Source organism: Chitinophagales bacterium (assembly GCA_013816805.1).
GTDB lineage: Bacteria > Bacteroidota > Bacteroidia > Chitinophagales > UBA10324 > MGR-bin340.
Map to the genome: position 1 here is coordinate 36164 of JACDDS010000020.1, position 20391 is coordinate 56554.

Annotated in this window: 19 protein-coding genes; 9 read left to right on the top strand and 10 right to left on the bottom strand. The window is 39.2% G+C overall.

Annotated elements, in window-relative coordinates:
* Window positions 1-481: 481 nt before the first annotated feature.
* Window positions 482-967: a DinB family protein gene (locus tag H0W62_14430; protein ID MBA3649715.1), complete on the bottom strand. Its 486-nt coding sequence runs from the start codon at window positions 965-967 to the stop codon at window positions 482-484.
* Between the two features lie 293 nt (window positions 968-1260).
* Here H0W62_14430 and H0W62_14435 point away from each other — a divergent pair, with 293 nt between their 5' ends.
* The gene (locus H0W62_14435) at window positions 1261-1749 is read left to right on the top strand and encodes a GNAT family N-acetyltransferase (protein MBA3649716.1); all 489 of its coding nucleotides are present in this window, start codon (window positions 1261-1263) and stop codon (window positions 1747-1749) included.
* Window positions 1750-1959: 210 nt separating this feature from the next.
* Here H0W62_14435 and H0W62_14440 read toward each other — a convergent pair whose 3' ends face one another.
* Genes H0W62_14440 through H0W62_14470 form a run of 7 tightly spaced genes read right to left on the bottom strand, consistent with a single transcriptional unit; the run spans window position 1960 to window position 8352 of the window.
* On the bottom strand, window positions 1960-2736 hold the full coding sequence (locus tag H0W62_14440; protein ID MBA3649717.1) for a tryptophan synthase subunit alpha: 777 nt from the start codon (window positions 2734-2736) through the stop codon (window positions 1960-1962).
* On the bottom strand, window positions 2733-3914 hold the full coding sequence (gene trpB / locus H0W62_14445) for a tryptophan synthase subunit beta (protein ID MBA3649718.1): 1182 nt from the start codon (window positions 3912-3914) through the stop codon (window positions 2733-2735). Before trpB ends, H0W62_14440 begins: the two co-directional genes overlap by 4 nt.
* 29 nt (window positions 3915-3943) lie before the next feature.
* Entirely contained in the window at window positions 3944-4555 is a 612-nt protein-coding gene (locus H0W62_14450) for a phosphoribosylanthranilate isomerase (GenBank protein MBA3649719.1), read from the bottom strand.
* Window positions 4552-5367, bottom strand: coding sequence for an indole-3-glycerol phosphate synthase TrpC (trpC, locus tag H0W62_14455; GenBank protein MBA3649720.1), 816 nt, complete (start codon window positions 5365-5367; stop codon window positions 4552-4554). Before trpC ends, H0W62_14450 begins: the two co-directional genes overlap by 4 nt.
* On the bottom strand, window positions 5364-6359 hold the full coding sequence (gene trpD / locus H0W62_14460; protein MBA3649721.1) for an anthranilate phosphoribosyltransferase: 996 nt from the start codon (window positions 6357-6359) through the stop codon (window positions 5364-5366). The genes trpC and trpD overlap by 4 nt, the downstream gene beginning before the upstream one ends.
* A complete protein-coding gene (locus H0W62_14465; protein ID MBA3649722.1) occupies window positions 6356-6922 on the bottom strand; it encodes an aminodeoxychorismate/anthranilate synthase component II in 567 nt (188 codons plus the stop codon). The genes trpD and H0W62_14465 overlap by 4 nt, the downstream gene beginning before the upstream one ends.
* 2 nt (window positions 6923-6924) lie before the next feature.
* Window positions 6925-8352, bottom strand: coding sequence for an anthranilate synthase component I family protein (locus H0W62_14470; GenBank protein MBA3649723.1), 1428 nt, complete (start codon window positions 8350-8352; stop codon window positions 6925-6927).
* A 686-nt stretch (window positions 8353-9038) separates the two neighbouring features.
* Between H0W62_14470 and sufB the strand changes: the two genes are divergently transcribed.
* The 7 genes from sufB to H0W62_14505 all read left to right on the top strand — a co-directional run bounded on the left by sufB (window position 9039) and on the right by H0W62_14505 (window position 16146).
* Window positions 9039-10484, top strand: coding sequence for a Fe-S cluster assembly protein SufB (gene sufB, locus H0W62_14475; protein ID MBA3649724.1), 1446 nt, complete (start codon window positions 9039-9041; stop codon window positions 10482-10484).
* 139 nt (window positions 10485-10623) lie between these two features.
* Window positions 10624-11388 (top strand): Fe-S cluster assembly ATPase SufC, encoded by a 765-nt coding sequence (gene sufC, locus H0W62_14480; GenBank protein MBA3649725.1) that lies wholly within the window; start codon window positions 10624-10626, stop codon window positions 11386-11388.
* On the top strand, window positions 11385-12776 hold the full coding sequence (locus H0W62_14485; GenBank protein MBA3649726.1) for a SufD family Fe-S cluster assembly protein: 1392 nt from the start codon (window positions 11385-11387) through the stop codon (window positions 12774-12776). The genes sufC and H0W62_14485 overlap by 4 nt, the downstream gene beginning before the upstream one ends.
* A gap of 185 nt (window positions 12777-12961) precedes the next feature.
* A complete protein-coding gene (locus H0W62_14490) occupies window positions 12962-14209 on the top strand; it encodes a cysteine desulfurase (protein MBA3649727.1) in 1248 nt (415 codons plus the stop codon).
* Window positions 14209-14649, top strand: coding sequence for a SufE family protein (locus H0W62_14495; GenBank protein ID MBA3649728.1), 441 nt, complete (start codon window positions 14209-14211; stop codon window positions 14647-14649). The genes H0W62_14490 and H0W62_14495 overlap by 1 nt, the downstream gene beginning before the upstream one ends.
* Entirely contained in the window at window positions 14646-14993 is a 348-nt protein-coding gene (locus H0W62_14500; GenBank protein ID MBA3649729.1) for a DUF59 domain-containing protein, read from the top strand. The genes H0W62_14495 and H0W62_14500 overlap by 4 nt, the downstream gene beginning before the upstream one ends.
* A gap of 535 nt (window positions 14994-15528) precedes the next feature.
* Window positions 15529-16146, top strand: coding sequence for a YdeI/OmpD-associated family protein (locus H0W62_14505; GenBank protein ID MBA3649730.1), 618 nt, complete (start codon window positions 15529-15531; stop codon window positions 16144-16146).
* Between the two features lie 83 nt (window positions 16147-16229).
* On the opposite strand, the gene H0W62_14510 is transcribed toward H0W62_14505, so the two are convergent.
* Both H0W62_14510 and H0W62_14515 read right to left on the bottom strand, forming a co-directional pair.
* Complete coding sequence (locus H0W62_14510) at window positions 16230-17027, bottom strand: FRG domain-containing protein (GenBank protein ID MBA3649731.1); 798 nt, start codon at window positions 17025-17027, stop codon at window positions 16230-16232.
* 76 nt (window positions 17028-17103) lie between these two features.
* Window positions 17104-18060, bottom strand: a complete 957-nt coding sequence (locus H0W62_14515) for a glycosyltransferase (GenBank protein MBA3649732.1) — start codon at window positions 18058-18060, stop codon at window positions 17104-17106.
* Window positions 18061-18245: 185 nt separating this feature from the next.
* On the opposite strand from H0W62_14515, the gene H0W62_14520 reads away from it, so the two are divergent.
* Window positions 18246-20117, top strand: coding sequence for a M1 family metallopeptidase (locus tag H0W62_14520; protein ID MBA3649733.1), 1872 nt, complete (start codon window positions 18246-18248; stop codon window positions 20115-20117).
* Window positions 20118-20391 lie beyond the last annotated feature (274 nt).

A 20391-nucleotide genomic window follows, 5' to 3' on the forward strand; every position in this document is an offset into this window, starting at 1 on the left:
TCTTTCAAAGTATATTGGAACCACTCATCAGCAAACCGCCATCAGCCTTTATGGCCTTAATTTTTTCTTAATGGGTTTGGCTATGAGTGGCATATGGTATTATGGATATCAAAAAGGTTTCATGACCTCTGCGTCACCTGAATTCTTAAAAGCAATAACCAGACTCTACATTTTTGCCCCTATTCTGTCAGGAGTTATTTTCATTCTCTCCTTCTTCACCATCTGGATTTGCCTAACGTTATTCGCTATAATGTTTTTAATTTATGTAATTCCAAAAAATGCCGCGACGCATATAGAGAAAATGGGTCTTACTTTGTCAAATACTTTTCAGGTGCATGGCAGAAGGAGGGCACAGCAAGGTATTCGTGAATATAACCACTGAGGTGCAACCTAAAGCATTATACGTTTAATTCGACATTTAAATATATTCACGGTTTTATAAGTTATCCGCTACGGTTGCTTTTCACGGATATCGACCTTTTCACTTATCCATGAGCTTTAATTGTCCGAGGTGGTACGCAAGATGATTGGTTCTGTTGATCAATACATTTAACTTATTGCGGTGAGGTTCTTTGTTAAAATCTTCCTGTGAAACGGACATATGTCTTTCTAACCATTCTGCAGGAGTCATTTTATTAAATGCATTTTTCAGCCTGCTATTCACATCAGACCAAGATTGTCTCAGTTGCGTAATTGGAGGAAACTCCAATCCCGATTTATCGGGATTCGCGATAAAGGTATCATCCAATTGAGAATATACCCGTTCTCCCAAACCCAACATAGGCAAAAGCCTGTCGTGTACCGCCGTTAAATGGCCAAGCATATAGATACCCCGGTTCCTGCCTGGAGCAATTTCCTCCATCAATTGATCATCGGTAAGTTTAGCAAATAAATCGCTGGCTCTTTGAATGTATGTTTGCCATGCATCATAAGCCATTTTCACAAATAGTGTTTGCTGGTCTGTCATGCTTTTTGTATGAGGTGAAATAAATAGTAAAGGAATGTTTTATTATCGATAATAATTACCAACTATTCTTTTAATAAAATGAATTTTTAATTCAGTTACCTGGCTAACTATCCGGTTTAGCTCAATTTATTATTTTGAAAACAGTTCAAATAGATTTATTATGTAATATTTATTGCGGCCACCTGCTATCAATAACCATCAGTAATAAATTTTACGGGATGTAATTTTACGATCAATGCCGTAAAAAGAAGTCAGCAAAAAAATCAACTCCTGGTGTAGACTATAGCACTCAAATGCAAACCACGTTGTCTTCAGACCGCCTTTTATTAGAGCCCATCACTGCAAAAGACAGTCACTTTATATTTGAATTAGTTAACACGGAACGATGGCTTAAATATATAGGTAACCGTAATGTAACCACACCGGAAGAGGCCAATACTTATATTGAAGAAAAGCTCAACAGCAGCAGCGTCAGTTCCTGGATCGTTAAGCTTAAATGCAATTTAGATTCAATTGGTATAATCACTTTTATAAAGCGCGATTACCTGTTGCATTATGATATAGGATTTGCCTTTTTGCCAAGGGCAGCCAACAATGGATATGCTTATGAAGCTGCTAAGGCAGTTCTTTTGATGTTAACTAATGATCCCGGACACTCACATATACTTGCGACTACCCTTCCGGAAAATATAAATTCCATTAAGTTGCTTATAAAGCTGGGATTTCATTATGATAGAGAAATCGAAGTTGATGGGGAAAAATTACATATCTATTCATCCTAACCGATGACAGTACAACTTAATATTAGCCAAACTGTGAATTAAATGAAATAAAAAAGTGGGTTATGCCAACTATGTCTTTTTCTACCCGCTAACTCTCTTAAGTCCTGGCGATATGCGCTTTGTTCTCCCTATTACAATACGTTTTCATCATCCTGAAGTGAGTAAGCTTCTCAAATCATTTCTGCATTTACGCCTCAGCCTTGCATAAATCTAATTCCCTATACTTCTGATGAAAGAGGCTATATTATCTTTTAAGCTTCCCCCTTTCTCCAACTCCCTGATAAACGCACTTCCTATGATGGCACCGCTCGTATATTGACTTGCTTTCAAAAAATCCCTTCGTTCCGAAATTCCGAAACCTATCATCAATGGTTTGCTGAGATTCATTTTTCGAATGCGATCAAAGTACTTTTCTTTTTCTTCATCGATGCCGGTCCTTGTTCCTGTAGTGCTTGATGATGAAACCATATAAATAAACCCATTCGAATGCTGATCAATCAAACGAATTCGATCTGCCGATGTCTGCGGAGTGATCAGAAAAATATTAGCTATTTTATGGTTAACAAATAAATCTTTATAGTTGGATAAATATTCATTCAGCGGCAGATCAGGAATAATTACTCCATCGATTCCAATTCGGTTAACTTCTTCACAAAACTTATCCATCCCGTATTGAAGTATGGGATTCAGGTATCCCATGAGTAGAAGCGGTATATCTACCGATTTTCGAATATCACGCAGTTGTTCAAATAATAATTTTAATGTCATGCCATTTGTCAGTGCTACCTGGCTGCTGTGCTGAATTACTGCGCCATCAGCAAGCGGATCAGAAAAAGGGATTCCGATCTCTATCATGTCCACACCGCAACTTTGGAGTTGTTCAATGATTACCACAGTATCGTTCAATTCAGGAAAGCCGGCTGTGAAATAAATGGAAAGAATACCATTCTTTTTTTTCGCAAATAAGTTTTGAATTCGCACGCCTATAAATTTTGCTTATTAGTATAAGTGCTTAAATCCTTGTCACCTCTGCCTGATAAATTCACGACCACAATTTCATGTTCACCAGCATTCAATTTGTCCAGGTATGCTAAAGCATGCGCACTTTCCAGGGCAGGAATAATACCTTCGAGTTTGCAAAGCTGAAAAGCAGCCCTCAACGCTTCTGCATCATCTACTGAAACAAATTGTGCTCTGCCGGTTTTAAATAAATGAGCATGCAAGGGGCCTACGCCAGGGTAATCTAATCCCGCGGAGATACTATAAGGTTCCGTAATTTGTCCATCCTCATTCTGCATGAGCATGGTTTTACTTCCGTGAATGATGCCTGGCTTGCCAAGCACCATGGTAGCCGCCGAATAGCCACTGTCATTACCCTTTCCTGCTGCTTCTACCGCTATGAGCTTCACCTCTTCTTCATCCAGGAAATGATAAAATGCTCCTGCCGCGTTGCTTCCTCCGCCCACACATGCCACCACATAATCCGGATTTTCTTTGCCGGTTTTTTCCTTGAGCTGCTTTTTGATTTCTTTGCTAATCACACTTTGAAAACGGGTAACCATGTCCGGATATGGATGCGGGCCCACTACGGAACCTATGATGTAGTAAGTGTCGTCAGGATGGTTAATCCAATCACGAATAGCTTCATTGGTTGCATCCTTTAATGTGCGGCTGCCACTGGCCACGGAAATTACTTTCGCGCCGAGTAGTTTCATGCGTGACACGTTGGGTGCTTGTCGCGCAATATCTACTTCTCCCATGTAAACAATACATTGTAACCCCATCAATGCGCATACAGTAGCAGTGGCCACGCCGTGTTGCCCTGCACCAGTTTCTGCAATAATTCTCTTTTTGTTTAGCTTCTTTGCAATCAGAATTTGACCAATGGTATTATTGATCTTATGCGCACCGGTATGGTTGAGATCTTCGCGCTTTAAATAGATTTGAGTGTTATAAAGACTAGAAAGACGATTGGCGAAGTATAATGGAGAAGGTCGGCCAACATAATCGTGAAGCAGGCTATTAAATTCTTTTTGAAATGAATCCTGCTGAATGATTTTCAGGTAAGATGTCCGGAGCTCTTCCACATTCTGAAAAAGAATTTCAGGGATAAACGCTCCACCGAAATTACCATAATAACCTTCTTTGCTTACTTCGTATTTCATCTGTTTACTTTTCTATTATAGATTTTATTTTAGGCATGAATTATTGCCAGAAATTCTTGTAGCAGATCAGTATCCTTTAATCCGGGGTCAGTTTCAAATTTGCTGTTTACATCGATGGCAAAAGGATGCTGTTGTTTCAGATCTGCAATAGATCCCATCCCTACTCCACCACTCAGGAAATAAGGAATATCCAAATCATATTGGTTCAATATATTCCAATCAAATTGTTTTCCGCTTCCTCCAAATGATGAGATTTTAGTATCGAATAAAAAATAACTGCAATGAGGTTTGTACTTTTTAAGGGAATGAAAATCAAAATGAGGATGAATGCCAAATGCCTTTATGATTTTTATTTCATAAGAAAGCCTTTCGCAATAAGCTGGTGATTCCATTCCATGAAGCTGAACATAATCGAGATCATTTCTTTTCACCATAAATCTGATAAATTGTTCCTCTGCATTTACAAACACTCCTACTTTTTTTACTTCTTTTGGAAATGCCTTTATCTTCTTTAAATCAAAATGTTCTCCTACATATCTTTTTGAATGAGGATAGAAAATAAATCCCATAAAATCAGGATGCAGGGCAGCCACTTCCATAATGTTTTCGGCATACTTCATTCCGCACACTTTCAGTTTCATCTTCCGACGGGCATTTTTTCAGGATGAAATGTTTCAACTCCGTAAATAAAATTTGCGCATGCAAGATCAGGACGTGAGTCCTTCATAAAATGCTCCCCTATTAGAAAACCTCTATACCCGTAGTTCTTTAATTCATAAACTATTTGGGGAGAATTGATCCCACTTTCAGAAATCTTAATAAACCCATCCGGGATAGAAGAAGACAGCTCAAATGATCGTTGTATATCGATTGAAAAATCTTTAAGATCGCGGTTGTTTACACCGACCATATTCACCTCTTCATTCAAGACCTTTAATTCCTCCTTATTGTGCACTTCCAACAAGATCTCTAAGCCGATGGAGGAGGCAAGCTTGGAAAAAAGTTTTATTTTCTTCTCGTCAAGAACATTAGCAAGCAACAGGATTACATCTGCGCCCAATGCCTTTGATTCAATTATTTGATATTCGTCCACAATGAATTCTTTCCGCAGGATGGGTCCATCTACATGATTGCGAACAGTGTTGAGGTCCTCATCTTTTCCGCCAAAAAATTCCTGATCAGTTAACACAGAGACACCACTGGCACCAGCCATCAAATAGCCGGCAGCGGTGCGCTCTACAGAAATGAGCCGGTTGATATTCCCTTTTGAAGGAGATTTTCGTTTTATCTCAGCAATGATGCCGATCCGATCTTCGCGCAATAGACTTTGCTGCAGCGAAATGGTTGGCCTTCGAAAAAAATCCGAATGTTCTAATTGCTGATAGGTAATATTGATTTTTTTTTCCGCAATTTCTTTCTGCTTATGACTTATTATTTCTTCCAGAATGTTCACAAGGTTGTATTTAAAAGTTTGGAAAAACTGTGAAGCGCCCTTTTAGATTCAAGTGATTCACTGGCTTCGGCAATGCAATCAGTAATGCTAACCGTCGATTTAACCGTATGAATTGCAAATGCCGCATTGGCAATAGTTACTTCACGCTGTGCCGGTGTGCAATCACCGTTAAGAACACCCATAAAAATTTTGGCTGCATCTGTTATTGAATCTCCACCGCTGATGTCCTGCGCTAAGTATCTTGTAAATCCATATTGTTCCGGCACGGATTGTTCCTCCTTTTCATTCGAAATCATTTTAAAGCTCCCAGTGAGTGAGATCTCATCATAGCCCTGCAGTGAATGCAGGATCAAAAAATTCTTCTGAGACTGCTGCAGGAGGTATTGATATAACCTTGCAAGGGTAAGATTAAAGACACCTGTGCACTGGTATTTGGGAAAAGATGGATTTACCAGAGGGCCCAGCATATTAAAAAATGTTTTTACTCCAAGCTCCTTTCTCACTGGTGCTACCATTTTTATGGCGGGATGAAAAAGCGGCGCATGCAGGAAAGTAATTCCAGCTTGCTCGATTTGCAATTTCAGCATATCAATCCTGTTAGTAAATGTGAATCCGAAAAATTCCATCATGTCTGATGAACCGCTCACAGATGAGACACCGTAATTTCCATGCTTTGCCACTTTAATTCCTGTGCCCGCTACCACAAAACCTGCAAGGGTGGAAATATTGAAGGTATTTTTCCCATCACCGCCAGTGCCGCATACGTCTACAGTATCAAATTCACTGAGATCTGCAACCAGGCACAGTTCCAGAAGTGCATCGCGAAAGCCATCAAGCTCCTCAACAGTAACCGATCGCATGATGTACACAGAAAGAAAAGCAGCAATTTGACTCTTATTGCAATCCCCTTTTGCAATAGATATCAGCACCTCTTTTGCCTGACGCTTAGTAAGCACTTTGTTTTCAAACAAATGATTTAATATTTCCTTCATAGAGCAGTCCAGTTTTTAATAATTTGTTCTCCGTAATCGGTTAAAATACTTTCAGGATGAAATTGTACTCCCCGCACGTCAAACTTTTTATGCCGGAGGGCCATGATGTTCCCTTCATCATCATAAGCGGTTATTTCCAGAGATGGGGGTAATTCATTTCGATTCACTGCCCATGAATGGTAACGCCCCACAATAAATCTTTTCGGGACATCATGAAAAAGGTCTTCATCTCCGGAAATTTCAATTGAAGTAGCAATACCATGAAACACGTTATTTAAATTAAATAAGGTTCCACCGAATGCCTCTGCAATTGCCTGATGACCGAGGCAGACACCGAGGATACTTTTTTTAGAACAGTACTCTCTGATCACTTCCAGAAGAATTCCTGCTTCACCAGGAATTCCTGGACCGGGTGATAAAATTATTTTATCAAACCGGCCAATTTCATTAAGGCCAATTTTATCATTGCGATGCACCTCCAGTTCTACATTCTCTATCTTTTTTAATAGATAGACCAGATTATATGTGAAGCTGTCGTAATTATCGAGAACTAAGATTTTCATAGTCAGAGTAGTTGTGCTAGGTCAATTGCTTTTTTTAATGCCGCGAGCTTGTTATTTACTTCCTGTAATTCCATGTGCTCATTAGAAGAATCAACAATGCCCGCCCCTGCCTGGTAAAACAATAAATTGTTTTTACTTAAAAAGGATCGAATGATGATGGCGTGATTAAAGGAACCGTTAAATCCCATAAAGCCGATGCAGCCACCATAGAAACCGCGATTATTTTTTTCATATACATCAATCAGTTGCATGGCACGGTGCTTGGGTGCACCACTTAAGGTACCCGCGGGAAATGTGGCGGCAACTATGTTCAGGGTTTCACCTGCGTCATTCATTTTGCCGGTGACTTTCGAAACGAGGTGAATAACGTGAGAGTAGTATTGAATTTCGCGAAGCGTTTCCACCTTTACAGCGCTGCAATTTTTGCTTAAATCATTTCTTGCTAAATCCACCAGCATGATGTGCTCCGCATTCTCTTTGGTATCAGTTTTTAACTTTTTTGCGAGCTCCGCATCATTTATTTCGTTCCCTGTTCTGCGGAAAGTGCCGGCAATGGGATGTATGCTGGCCATTCCGTTTTTTACAGTTAACTGTGCTTCAGGGGAAGAGCCTAAAATCTTGAAGCTTCCATAATCAAAATAAAAAAGATAAGGTGAAGGATTTACCGTTCGAAGTGCACGATAAACATTAAATTCATCCCCCTGAAATGACTGGGAAAACTCCCTGGATAATACCACTTGGAATACATCCCCGCGATGGCAGTGTTTCTTACCCTGCTGCACCATATATAAAAATTCTTCATCCGTTAAACTAGATTGCTCATCGTGAATAGTTTTGAAGTGATAGGAAGCAAAGTTTTTATTATAGATAAGTGCCTCAATTTCCGGGAGCGCAGAATCTTTTTCATCATCAAATAAATTCTCTGTGATCATCATCTCATCATTAAAATGATTAATCACTATTGAATATTGATATATGCTGTAAATAATGTCAGGAATGGATTTGCTTTCCTTTTTCTGATTCTTAAGATGAATGTCTTCAAAATATTTTACTGCATCATAAGCAATGTAACCAAACATGCCGGAGGTATTGAAGTTGCTGGCTTTACTCCCGTTTAGAAAAGGAAAATCATTCGTTTCAAATTTATCAGCAAAGTTCCGTAGTGCTTCAGAAGCAGATAGTTGATTTGTAATTGCTGATTTAAGGATTTGCCCATCCGGAAATACCGCTGTTGTAATATTATCTTCTACCCTGATAGATGCAATAGGATTAAAACAAATGTAGGAAAAACTGTTCTCGTTGCCATGGTAGTCGGAACTTTCCATCAAAATACTGTTAGCATATTGATCACGTATTTTCAGGTAAATGCTCACCGGTGTCACAGTATCCGCGAGCAACTTTTTATAATTGATTTTGAACTTGTATTTCATTTTTTTAAAAGTATTAAAAACAAAAAGGGCTTGCGTGAACAGCAAGCCCTTTCAGGATTAGTTATGAGAATCACTCCTCAACTGCTCACGATACCATATCGGGACAGCCACCACCAAAAGTTTAAAGAGTAATTTGTTTTCATTTTATGAATTGGCGGTAAAAGTATAAACTTATCCGGAAGGAGCAAATAAATTTTAATCAGATACACATTGGGAAGGGAATCATCCTCTTTAGCGCGAATTTAAAAAGCTGACAGTTTTAAAGTTGTCAATCCACTCTGGACAAATATTCTATAATGCTTCAGAATGCTTGTTTAATAATTTGATGTCCGTTTTTGGTGAAATCAATAATGTTAATCCTCTTGACAGAATTTCATTCACGCATTCTAATTTAAAGTTACTCTGCTTACCAATATGTCGTTATTGGTCCCGTAGTCTTATTTATCCGCCCCGAAGGTTAAAATTCACTTTTTTAGATAATTGAAAGGCAGCGCTTTATAAATTATCTTTATACATTGACCAGGGGTGTAAAATTTGTATTCTAATTAATTTCCTCCGGCAGAATAATTTATAGAAGTCTATAAGAATCTGTAAGACTATCAGGCAATTGATCTTCACTCAGGGAACGTTTTAGCTCAAATTGTTATTTAGAATAAGTCTAAATTTGCATTGATTAAAAGAGCGATATGGCAAGTAATGAAAACATTCTGGATCAGTTCACTACCTCGGAATATAAATACGGATTCATATCCGATATCGAGCAGGATATTGCTCCAAAAGGTTTAAATGAAGAGACAGTTCGGTTTATATCTGCCAAAAAGCAGGAGCCCGGATGGTTGCTTGAATGGAGGCTGAAAGCGTATCGCTATTGGCTGACTATGGAGGAGCCGCAATGGGCTAATATTTACTATCCGGAAATTGATTACCAGCAATATCATTATTACGCTGCTCCCAAAGTAAAGCCACAACTAGGTTCTATGGATGAAGTAGACCCTGAGATTCGAAAGACCTTCGACAAGCTCGGTATTTCATTGGTTGAGCAAATGAGGCTGGCCGGCGTTGCTGTTGATGCGGTGCTGGATAGCGTAAGTGTTGCCACTACCTTTAAGAAAAAGCTGAGTGAACTGGGAATTATTTTTTGTTCTATGAGTGAGGCTGTTCGGGAACACCCGGAACTGGTGCAAAAGTATATGGGAACGGTAGTTCCTTTAACTGATAATTTTTTTGCTTCCCTGAATTCTGCAGTTTTTAGCGACGGATCTTTTGTATACATACCAAAGGGTGTTCGTTGCCCAATGGAATTAAGCACCTATTTCAGGATGAATGCAGCGAATACCGGTCAGTTTGAGCGTACCCTGGTTATAGCCGATGAAGGGAGCTATGTCAGTTACCTGGAAGGTTGCACCGCACCTATGAGAGATACAAACCAGCTCCATGCTGCAGTGGTGGAACTTATTGCGCTTGACAATGCCGAAATTAAATACAGCACCGTTCAGAATTGGTATCCGGGTGATAAGGAGGGAAAAGGTGGTATTTACAATTTTGTTACAAAGCGCGGTATTTGCTCCGGAATAAATAGTAAGATCAGCTGGACTCAGGTGGAAACCGGTTCTTCGATCACCTGGAAGTATCCCGGCGTTATCCTAAAGGGAGATAACTCCATTGGAGAATTTTATTCTGTAGCAGTTACGAATAATCACCAGCAGGCGGATACAGGAACTAAGATGATTCACATTGGCAAAAACACCCGAAGTCGTATTGTTAGTAAAGGAATTTCTTCAGGAAGTGGTAATAATTCATACCGTGGATTGGTGAAAATCAATAAGAAAGCAACAAATTCGCGCAATTTTTCACAGTGCGATTCCCTGTTAATGTCTGATCACTGCGGAGCACATACCTTTCCATATTTTGAGGTAAATAATCCTACTGCCATCGTGGAGCATGAAGCAACCACATCAAAGATTGGTGAGGATATTCTGTTTTACTGCAATCAGCGTGGTATTGGAACAGAAGAAGCCATTAACCTTATTGTAAACGGATATTGCAAAGAAGTCTTTAACCAGTTACCTATGGAGTTTGCCGTGGAAGCCCAGAAGCTACTTGCTGTTTCTTTGGAAGGAAGTGTAGGATAATCTGTTAAGGTGGACTGCCCGGCATTTAAAAGTGTCTCCCTTTAGCATTAAACAGTTTTGAGGAGCTTGTTTAATGCTTATCTGAAATTGGATGCCAGCTACCAGGTAACAACTTTTTAAAGTATAATGAATGAACCAAATGCTTGAAATAAAAAATTTAAGAGCCTCTGTAAATGGAATCGAAATCCTGAGGGGGGTAACCCTCACAGTAAATGAAGGCGAGGTACATGCCATTATGGGACCTAACGGTTCCGGGAAAAGTACACTGGCTTCCGTTTTATCGGGAAGGGATGATTATGAAGTTACAGAGGGTGAAGTATTATTTGATGGAGTGAATTTACTTGAACTGAATGTAGAGGACCGTGCACGGCAGGGCATCTTCCTTGCCTTCCAGTACCCGGTAGAAATTCCGGGAGTAAGCAATGCAAATTTTCTGAAAACGGCCGTAAACGAGACCCGTAAATCAAAGGGCCTGGAACCCATGCAGGCGAAAGAATTTCTTACAATGATGCGCGAAAAGATGAAGCTGCTGGAAATGGACCTGAAGCTTACTTCACGCTCGGTAAATGAAGGCTTTAGCGGAGGTGAAAAAAAACGCAATGAGATTTTTCAAATGGCGATGCTGAATCCACGGCTGGCCATACTGGATGAAACTGACAGTGGACTTGATATAGATGCACTGCGTATTGTTGCAGCGGGAGTGAACCATCTTCACCGCAGTGACAATGCATTTATTGTAATAACCCATTACCAGCGGCTGCTGGATTACATTGTTCCTGATTTTGTACATGTGCTGGAAGGTGGACGTATTGTAAAGTCAGGGACTAAGGAACTTGCTCTTGAGCTCGAGGAAAAAGGATACGATTGGATAAAAGAAGAAGCTGCCGAAAGTGTTAAGTCATGAGAAAGAAAGAGCTGGAAATACCAGGCTTAAATGAAAAATTGCTCGCAGGAATGCATTTCCTTGAAGCGGGAATGAACGGTAACAGGAATTCCATAGTAAACCGCTTACGCCAGCCGGCGATGGAGAAGTTCCGTCAGTCAGGTTTTCCTTCACCCAAAAATGAAGAATGGCGCTTCACTCCTATTGAATCGTCATTAAAAAAAATATCAAGACTTTCTTTTGATTCCCGTGTTCTATCTTCTGAAACAGAGGCATTTATTGCTTCTTTAGAGCCATCAGATGCTTACAAAGTGATCGTGGTTAACTCCAGGCCGGTTTTCTTTTCCACTCCGGATAATGCAGGAGTTGAATTAATGAGCATAAGCGATGCACAGAAAAAAATACCCTTAGTAATAGAAAAGCATTATGGGAAATATCTGTCCTTTGAAAATGAAACATTCAGTGCGATTAATACCGCATTAAGTAAAGATGGAATTGTTCTTCACATAAAGGATAATATTACTCTTGATAAGCCTCTTCATATTATATACGCACACGATAACCATGAAGAGGGCAATTTTTGTTGCAGCAGAATTTTAGTAGTGCTGGAAGAAGGTGCAAAAGCCAGTATCACTGAAACGCACATTGCTCTTTCAACCCATTTCTCTCTTTCGAATATCGGAGCCGAGATAAAGGTAAGTGCCAATGCACGGGTAGATTACTATTTGGTTCAGCATCTTGCTGCTGGACGCCATAACTTACAAAACGAAGAATCACAACAAAGAAGTTTTTCTTTTGGATCCGGAAGCACTGAAGCATCTATAATTGACAATCGCCAGGTTTCGTTAGATAAGGATAGCTATTGCAATTTTACCACAGTTACCTTGAGCGGACAATTGGTTCGTAATAATCTCAACGTTCAATTTGATGGAACAAATGGAGAAAGTCATCTTTACGGATTATACCTCCCTTCCGGCAATGAATTGTTTGATAATCATACTCTGGTTGACCATGCAACTCCAAGTTCTTTCAGTAAAGAGTTTTACAAAGGCATCATTTCAGGAAACGGGAAAGGTGTTTTTAACGGGAAGATTTTAGTGAGAAAAGATGCTCAAAAAACAAATGCCTACCAGAATAATAAAAATCTCCTGCTTTCAGATGAAGCGCACGTAAATGCGAAACCCCAGCTGGAAATTTTTGCCGACGATGTGAAATGCACACATGGAGCAACTACCGGGCAATTGGACCAGGATGCATTATTCTATTTACAGGCAAGAGGAATCGGAAAAAATGAAGCAAAAAAAATGCTTACGGTCGCATTCGCAGCTGACATGTTATCTCAAATATTACATGAACCTCTTCACCAACAATTAGAAAGATGGATTGAAGAGAAGCTTTCCCAACCATGATAGGGTTGTTCTGAATTCATATATCCATTAAGAAATATTCTCAATAAATTAAGCACAGGCACTGGGTGCCATATCTGCTATCGATATTGTAGCATTGTATAATCAAAGCTATATTTAAACTTTTCAGTGTATGGCTTTGTTACATATAAATCATTTTCCTGTAATCCACTGTATCTTTGCCTGTCATGAGTCAAGTCTTACAACATACAGAATCTGCCCTTGATATTGATTCTATTCGCAGTCAGTTTCCGATCCTTAAACGGCAGGTAAACGGAGTACCTTTAATCTATCTGGATAATGCGGCTACTTCACAAAAGCCACAAAGCGTTATAGATGCAATCACTAATTATTATAGTGAATTAAATGCAAATATCCATCGCGGCGTTCATACGCTTAGTCAGCAAGCAACTGATGCATATGAGCAATCCAGGCAAACAATTGCTGCATTTATTAATGCGGAGCAACATCATGAAATAATTTTTACCCGGGGCACCACAGAGTCCATTAATTTGGTTTCAAATTGCTTTGGGAAAAGATTTATTCAGCCCGGTGATGAGGTTATCATAACAGAAATGGAACACCATAGCAATATGGTTCCCTGGCAAATGATGTGTGAGGAACATCAGGCAGTTCTTAAAATAATTCCTGTAGATGCGAATGGTGATTTGATTTTTGACGAGTTTACCTCTCTCGTTAATAAGAAAACGAAACTGTTGGCTATATCACATGTTTCGAATACGCTTGGAACAATTAATCCTGTTAAAAAATATATTGAGCATGCACATCAGTTTGGTACAGCTGTTTTAATTGATGGTGCCCAGGCTATATCGCATATGGCAGTAGATGTTCAGGACCTGGACTGCGATTTCTATTGCTTTAGTGGTCACAAGATGTATGGACCAACAGGTGTTGGCATTTTATATGGAAAAGATAAATGGCTGACTGAATTTCCTCCCTACCACGGAGGAGGCGGAATGATTAAAGAAGTAACTCTTCAGAAGACCATTTATGCCGATTTGCCTTTAAAATTTGAAGCGGGAACCCCTAATATTGAAGGCGGTATTGCAATAGGGAAAGCGATAGAATGGATACAAAAGATCGGAATACAAAACATAGAACACCATGAGCAGGAGCTGATTCAGTATTCAATGAATGCTCTCAGTGCTATTCCCGGAATAAAGTTTATTGGTAAATCCCGACATCATGCCTCAGCTGTTTCCTTTATTCTTCATAATATACATCCATATGATACTGGGGTGATTCTTGATAAACTGGGAATTGCAGTTCGCACAGGGCACCATTGCAATCAACCACTTATGAAATGCTATAATATCCCCGGAACCGTACGCGCCTCTTTTGCTGTTTACAACATCATTGAAGAGATTGACGTGTTAGTTAAAGGATTATACAAAGTGATCAAAATGTTTAGTTGATGGAAGCCGTAAGAGAAATGATCGAGGTGGAGCAGGAAATAATTGATGAGTTCGAACTATTTGATGACTGGTCTGACCGGTATGAGCATTTGATCAACGAAGGCAAATCATTGCCGTTAATCGATACCATTTATAAAGACGAGGATCACCTGGTAAAAGGGTGTCAGAGCCTTGTATGGCTGCATGCGGATCACGGAAATGAAAGAATGCATTATACAGCAGATAGTGATGCAATTATTACAAAAGGAATGATCGCTTTGCTATTGCGGGTATTAAATGATCGCACGCCTGATGAAATTATTAATGCAAAGCTTGCTTTTATTGACCGCATCAATCTTAAAGAACACCTTAGCCCTGGACGCGCAAACGGTTTAGTGAGCATGTTAAGGAAAATAAAAATATACGCCCTCGCTTTTAAAACCACGAACCATCAAACATGAACAATGTGCCTGAAATAGTTTCTGAAAAACCCACTGAATTTAAAGAGATTACTCGTGATGAAGTGGTGCAGGCAATAAAGACTTGCTATGACCCGGAAATACCTGTCGATATTTGGGAACTTGGACTCATCTATGAGTTAAACGTGGTAATGAATAATATTTATGTTCGCATGACTTTAACCTCACCAGCTTGCCCGGCTGCACAATCCCTTCCCGCAGATGTAGAACAAAAGCTAAAAAGCATATCCGGAGCTAAAGACGTAAGTGTTGAAGTTGTTTGGGATCCTCCATATGAATCAAGCATGATGAGCGATGAAGCAAGGCTGGAGTTGGGATTCTCATGAATATGTAAAAATATTCACACTTACGGACTTGTGCTCTTCCGCTGTTCATATCTTTTCTACCAGAATTATTTATTTTATTTTTTTCATTATTATAATTACAGTACGGCATAACCTGAATCGTGAGCCGTAGTTTGATTGATCCGCACAATGGATTAAATTAATACTTAGATGTTTTTCAGAGATCCCTTTGTATTTTATCGCTATAAAAATCTTTTCTTAATTGCATGAGAAAGAGACCATGTATAGTTATAATATTGTGAATGACACCTTCGAAATAGAATGGAGCCATACCCCAACCGTAAAAACTAAATATTATCATTGCTTTTACATCGAAATAAAATGGAATCACAATGATGAAAGAAAGCGGGAAAGGTTAAGAAGAGATTTTCTAAGGCTTCTTAACAGATACTATGATTGAGAACAATTATGATAGTATCGGGTATCTGAAATTAGCTGCAACTTTAACCACGTTTAGCATCTCCGGTACTTGGAAATAAATACTAAAAAAATAACTTTATAGCTCAAATTTTTAGCCATGAGCATTAAAGTCCACGAAATTGAAGCTTACATACTAAGATCTAAAGATTTCGCGAAACCCATATTAATCCATTTCAGAAACCTGGTACATCAGGCATGCCCTGAAGTGGAGGAAAAAATTAAATGGAGCTTTCCTCACTTCGATTACCTTGGTGAAATGATGTGCAGCATGGCAGCTTTTAAAGAACATTGCTCACTCGGTTTCTGGAAGTATTCATTGTTAAACTCGGCTCCTTCACAACACGGTGATCAGGATAAGGACGGCATGGGAAGCTTCGGTAAAATAAAATCACTAAAGGAAATGCCGCTGGATAAGGTTCTTACCAGTATGGTTAAAGAAGCAATGAAATTGAATAAGCAGGGTATTAAGCTACCCTCACGATCTAGGCCGGCAGAGAAAAAGGAATTAGTTGTTCCGGATTACTTTATTGCTTTCCTGAAAAAAAATAAGAAAGCATATCAGGTTTTTGAAAACTTTCCCTATAGCCATAAAAAAGAATATGTTCAATGGATTGAAGAGGCAAAGACAGAACCAACACGGATTAAAAGGATAGAAACAGCAATGGAATGGATAGCAGAAGGACGCGGGAGAAACTGGAAATATGAAAGTAAATAATATAGATCTTTCTAAAAGCAACTACAATAGGGAGAAAAAATAAAGTGCTTGCCCTGCTTTATTGAAAGTGGTTTATGTATTTCCTACTTGCGGTAATAATACAGACGCCTTAACCATTTTGAAAGCCCGTCGAGGCCAGGATAGATAATCCGTTCTGTAATATTCATCTGATCAAGTCTATCTCTGAACTCCCACTTTAAGTCTCTCGGAATAATAATTTTACGATATAGCTCAGGATGCTTTTCAAGCCACTCACCGGTGATTGTACGGGGATTTCTAGTGGTTGACAACAATGCGAATTGATGGACAATGCGTTCATTTATAGAAGGAGGCTCAAAAAATATTAATATATCTTCTCCTTCATAGTTTGTAAGTTTCTCCAAAGTGTCCCAAAAGCTATCAAGAGTCTTCAACGTAAAGGTGAAGGCTCCATCAGCATCAAACTTTTTCCTGATAGCTGCGGGAAGGGTTTTTTTTAATTCTACCAAATTCACACTCCATATTGCAGCATCAGCTTTTTCAAAGATGGTATGATCCTCCAAAGCAAAATGAAGCGCAGACAGCATGGAAAAGCTCCAGTCGAGGAGGCGGGTGGGCAAGCCGTGGTGCTGGCCTAATGTTAACCAGTTCCACATGCTCTCATAAGACACGGAACTTTGAGGGGCATATTTTTTCAGGCTTCTTAAAAGATGCCTTTCTACAATATCTATTTTGGGCAGATTGGTTCTTTGCAAACTTGTTTCATTCTTCCATCGTGCATCTGCGGTGCCCCTGTAAGCAAGGTTGCTCCGGTTCCTTTTAATATCATTTTGAAAGGAAGTATCCGCTTCAAAAATTTCCATCAGTTCCCTCCAAGATGCAATGGTGATAATGTTATTCATTCATATAATTTTCTGCGTCGAATATAAGCAGTAGACAAACAAAAATAAATACAGCCGATAATTCCAATCGTTACACTTAATGCAGGTTAATAACGGTTAGCATCTTCCTCATTATAACCTTATCTGAAAATATATTGTTTGGCCGGTTTAAACGACTGTTCTGCATTAACTGTTTTTTAGACCATGCGTATTTGAGTGCGTGATAAAAATTAGTGTCGTAACACCAGGAAATCAAAAACCTAATCGCTATAGAAATAAAATGCTGGGCGCGAAATATGGGATCATCAAGGTTTTTCCAGGTGTATAAAAACTGGTGGCCGCGATAAATTTGTTCCCTTCCCTTATCAGAAGTAGCACGGTATATAGTACTGAATTCATGGCAATGAATCACTTTAGAACGGGGTTCATAACATACTTTCCATCCATTCTTCCAGGCCCGGTAAAACAAATCTTCATCTTCTGAAAAAAAGGGAAGAAACAACGGGTCGAAACCACCCATTTTATGGAACTTATTTACATCTAATAAGGACCAGGCATCTCCAAAGTGATGGAACTGTTTCCCTTTCGCGTCCTCATCCGTCGGTTGGGAAGAAGTATGATAGCGTTTCAACCTTCCCCACTTCATCTTTACCGCGCGGCGATAACTTTGAGGATTTCCGTTTTCATATATCAGCCTGGCACTTACCGCAAATATCTCAGGATCACTAAACTGCGGCATTAAAAAATTCAGCCAGTCAGATGCAGGTACCATGTCATTACTTATCAGTGCGGCATAGGGATTTCGGCAGGCTGCAAAACCGGCATTGGCAGCGATGGCAAAACCCCGGTTGGTTATTAAAGAAATCAATTTAATATCTGGAAAACCTGAGCGAATAAAATCACAGCTTTCATCACTGCTACCATCATCAACCAAAATCAATTCATCACAAAGCTTGTTGCTTTTGCAAGCCTCCCAAATGCGATTTAGAAACCGTGGTAAATTTCCATTTTTTAATCCATTATAGTTGGTGAGAACAATGGAGCATAATGGCATAGCACAACAATATAAAATTATTTCCGGCGATGGATTTATTATCTATACAAATCATTATGTATTTTCTGAACTATTTTTATCTGCAGCACGACTTGACAAAGTACAATAATGTATAAACAATTGCTACAGCCCTCCTGTAAATTAAGATTATCTTCTATTCAATTAAAAGTTAAATCAAAAAAAATATGAAAAAATCTTTTTTACTATATGTCCTTATAATTAATTGGTCATTGACCGAGGCTCAAATACTTTACATGCCGAGAAATATTAAAGAAGCAATTCAAAAAGGAACTCGTTCGCCTGATGGCAAACCGGGTAAAAATTATTGGCAAAATTTTGCGAGATACAATATCCGGCTGACCATTAATCCACCTGACCGGGTGATAAACGGCACAGAAGATATAGTCTATATTAATAACAGCCCTGACACACTTAGTAGTCTGGTATTTAAATTAATCCTGAACTGTCACCTTGCCGGAGCTATAAGACAATTTCCTGCCGATTCAGCTTATCTTTCATCCGGAATAAATATTGACAGGTATATAGAAAACAATGTTGTAAAAAAATGGGAAGTTGGGAATGGTACTTTTCAGGAGGTCAATTTCGATTTACCACTATTACCGCATGATTCAGTGAAACTGTCAATGGACTGGCATTACGATATCACACCCAAAGGAAATCGGGAAGGCCTGATAGATTCGACAACCTTTTTCCTCGCTTATTTTTACCCCCGTCTAGCTGTCTTTGACGATTATAACGGGTGGGACAATACAAATTTTACGGAAGCACAGGAATTCTATAACGATTTTAATGATTATTTGTTAACTATAGAAGTGCCTGAAAATTATTGTGTATGGGCAACGGGTGATTTACTGAATCCGGAGGAAGTGCTTCGACCTGTTCAAGTGAAACGATTGAAAGAGTCGATGACGTCTGATTCAACTATTCATGTTGCGAGTCTTCATGATTTGATTTCAAAAAATGTTACCGCACAAAAAGTAAGGAATACCTGGAAGTGGAGAGCCGATTATGTTTCGGATATGGCTGTTGTTATCAGCGATCATTTTGCATGGGATGCGTCGAGTGTGATAGTGGATGATGCCACGCACAGGCGTGCAAGTGTCCAGGCCGTCTATAATGATACTGCAAAAGATTTTCATCACATGGTTGAATATGGAAGGCAAGCCCTTGACTGGCTTTCCCATAAGTGGCCCGGCATGCCATATCCGTATCAGAAAATTACAGTTGTCCAGGGATATTACGATATGGAATATCCGATGTTGGTGAACGATAACTCCTTTGAAGATTTAACTTTTGCCCGGTTTGTTGCTGAACATGAAATTGCACATACCTGGTTTCCTTTTTATACAGGTATCAATGAAACCCGTTATGGCTTTATGGATGAAGGATGGGCCACTACCTTTGAATACCTCATTTCGGTAGATATTTTAGGCGGAAGCGCCGCAGCTAATTTTTTTAAAAAATTTAGAATTGGCCCCTGGATTAAAAATACCTTAGCAGAAACAGATTTGCCGGTTATTACCCCAGGAAATGTATTGAGTGGTATGCCCTTATCCATCAACGAATATGGGAAAGCTGCATTGGGATATCTTGCTATCAAAGACTTTCTGGGGGACACAGTATTTAAAAAATGCCTCATTGAATTTATTGATCGCTGGCATGGCAAACATCCAACCCCCTGGGATATGTTTTATACTTTTAATAATATTTCCGGTAAAAATTTAAACTGGTTCTGGAGCAATTGGTTTTTTAGCAATAATTTCCTCGATCTTTCAATACAAAGCGTTAAGGTGTCTTCAGGAAAAATTGCTGTTTCAATTAAAAATATAGGAGGTTTTGTTTCCCCTGTGGATATCATAGTATCTTATTCTGATGGAACCGCCCATTCATTTCATGAAACTCCGGATATGTGGATGCACCACCCGGAAGCAGCATTAGTCAAAATTTCAGCTAAAAAACAAGTTCAATCCGTACGGTTGGACGGGGGAATTTTTATGGATGCCGATGAAACAAATAATACTTGGAAAGTAAAATGACAACTTCAAACCGGGCATAAATTTCCTGCCCGGTTAATCGTATAATTTTATCATAACTCATCTAACTTTCGACTTTCGAAATAGAGCCAACAGTATCAGGTCTTTTGAGATGCTGTAAAAAATAATTCCAATGATCTCTTTTTTATCTAGGGTCAACCTGAAAACTCAAAAGGCTTATCTATGAAGGATTTCACAATGGGATGTGGAAAATGAAAAGCCCCAAAACGCAGATAAGCATGCAATTTTGGGGCAGATCAATTTGCACTTCAAATGT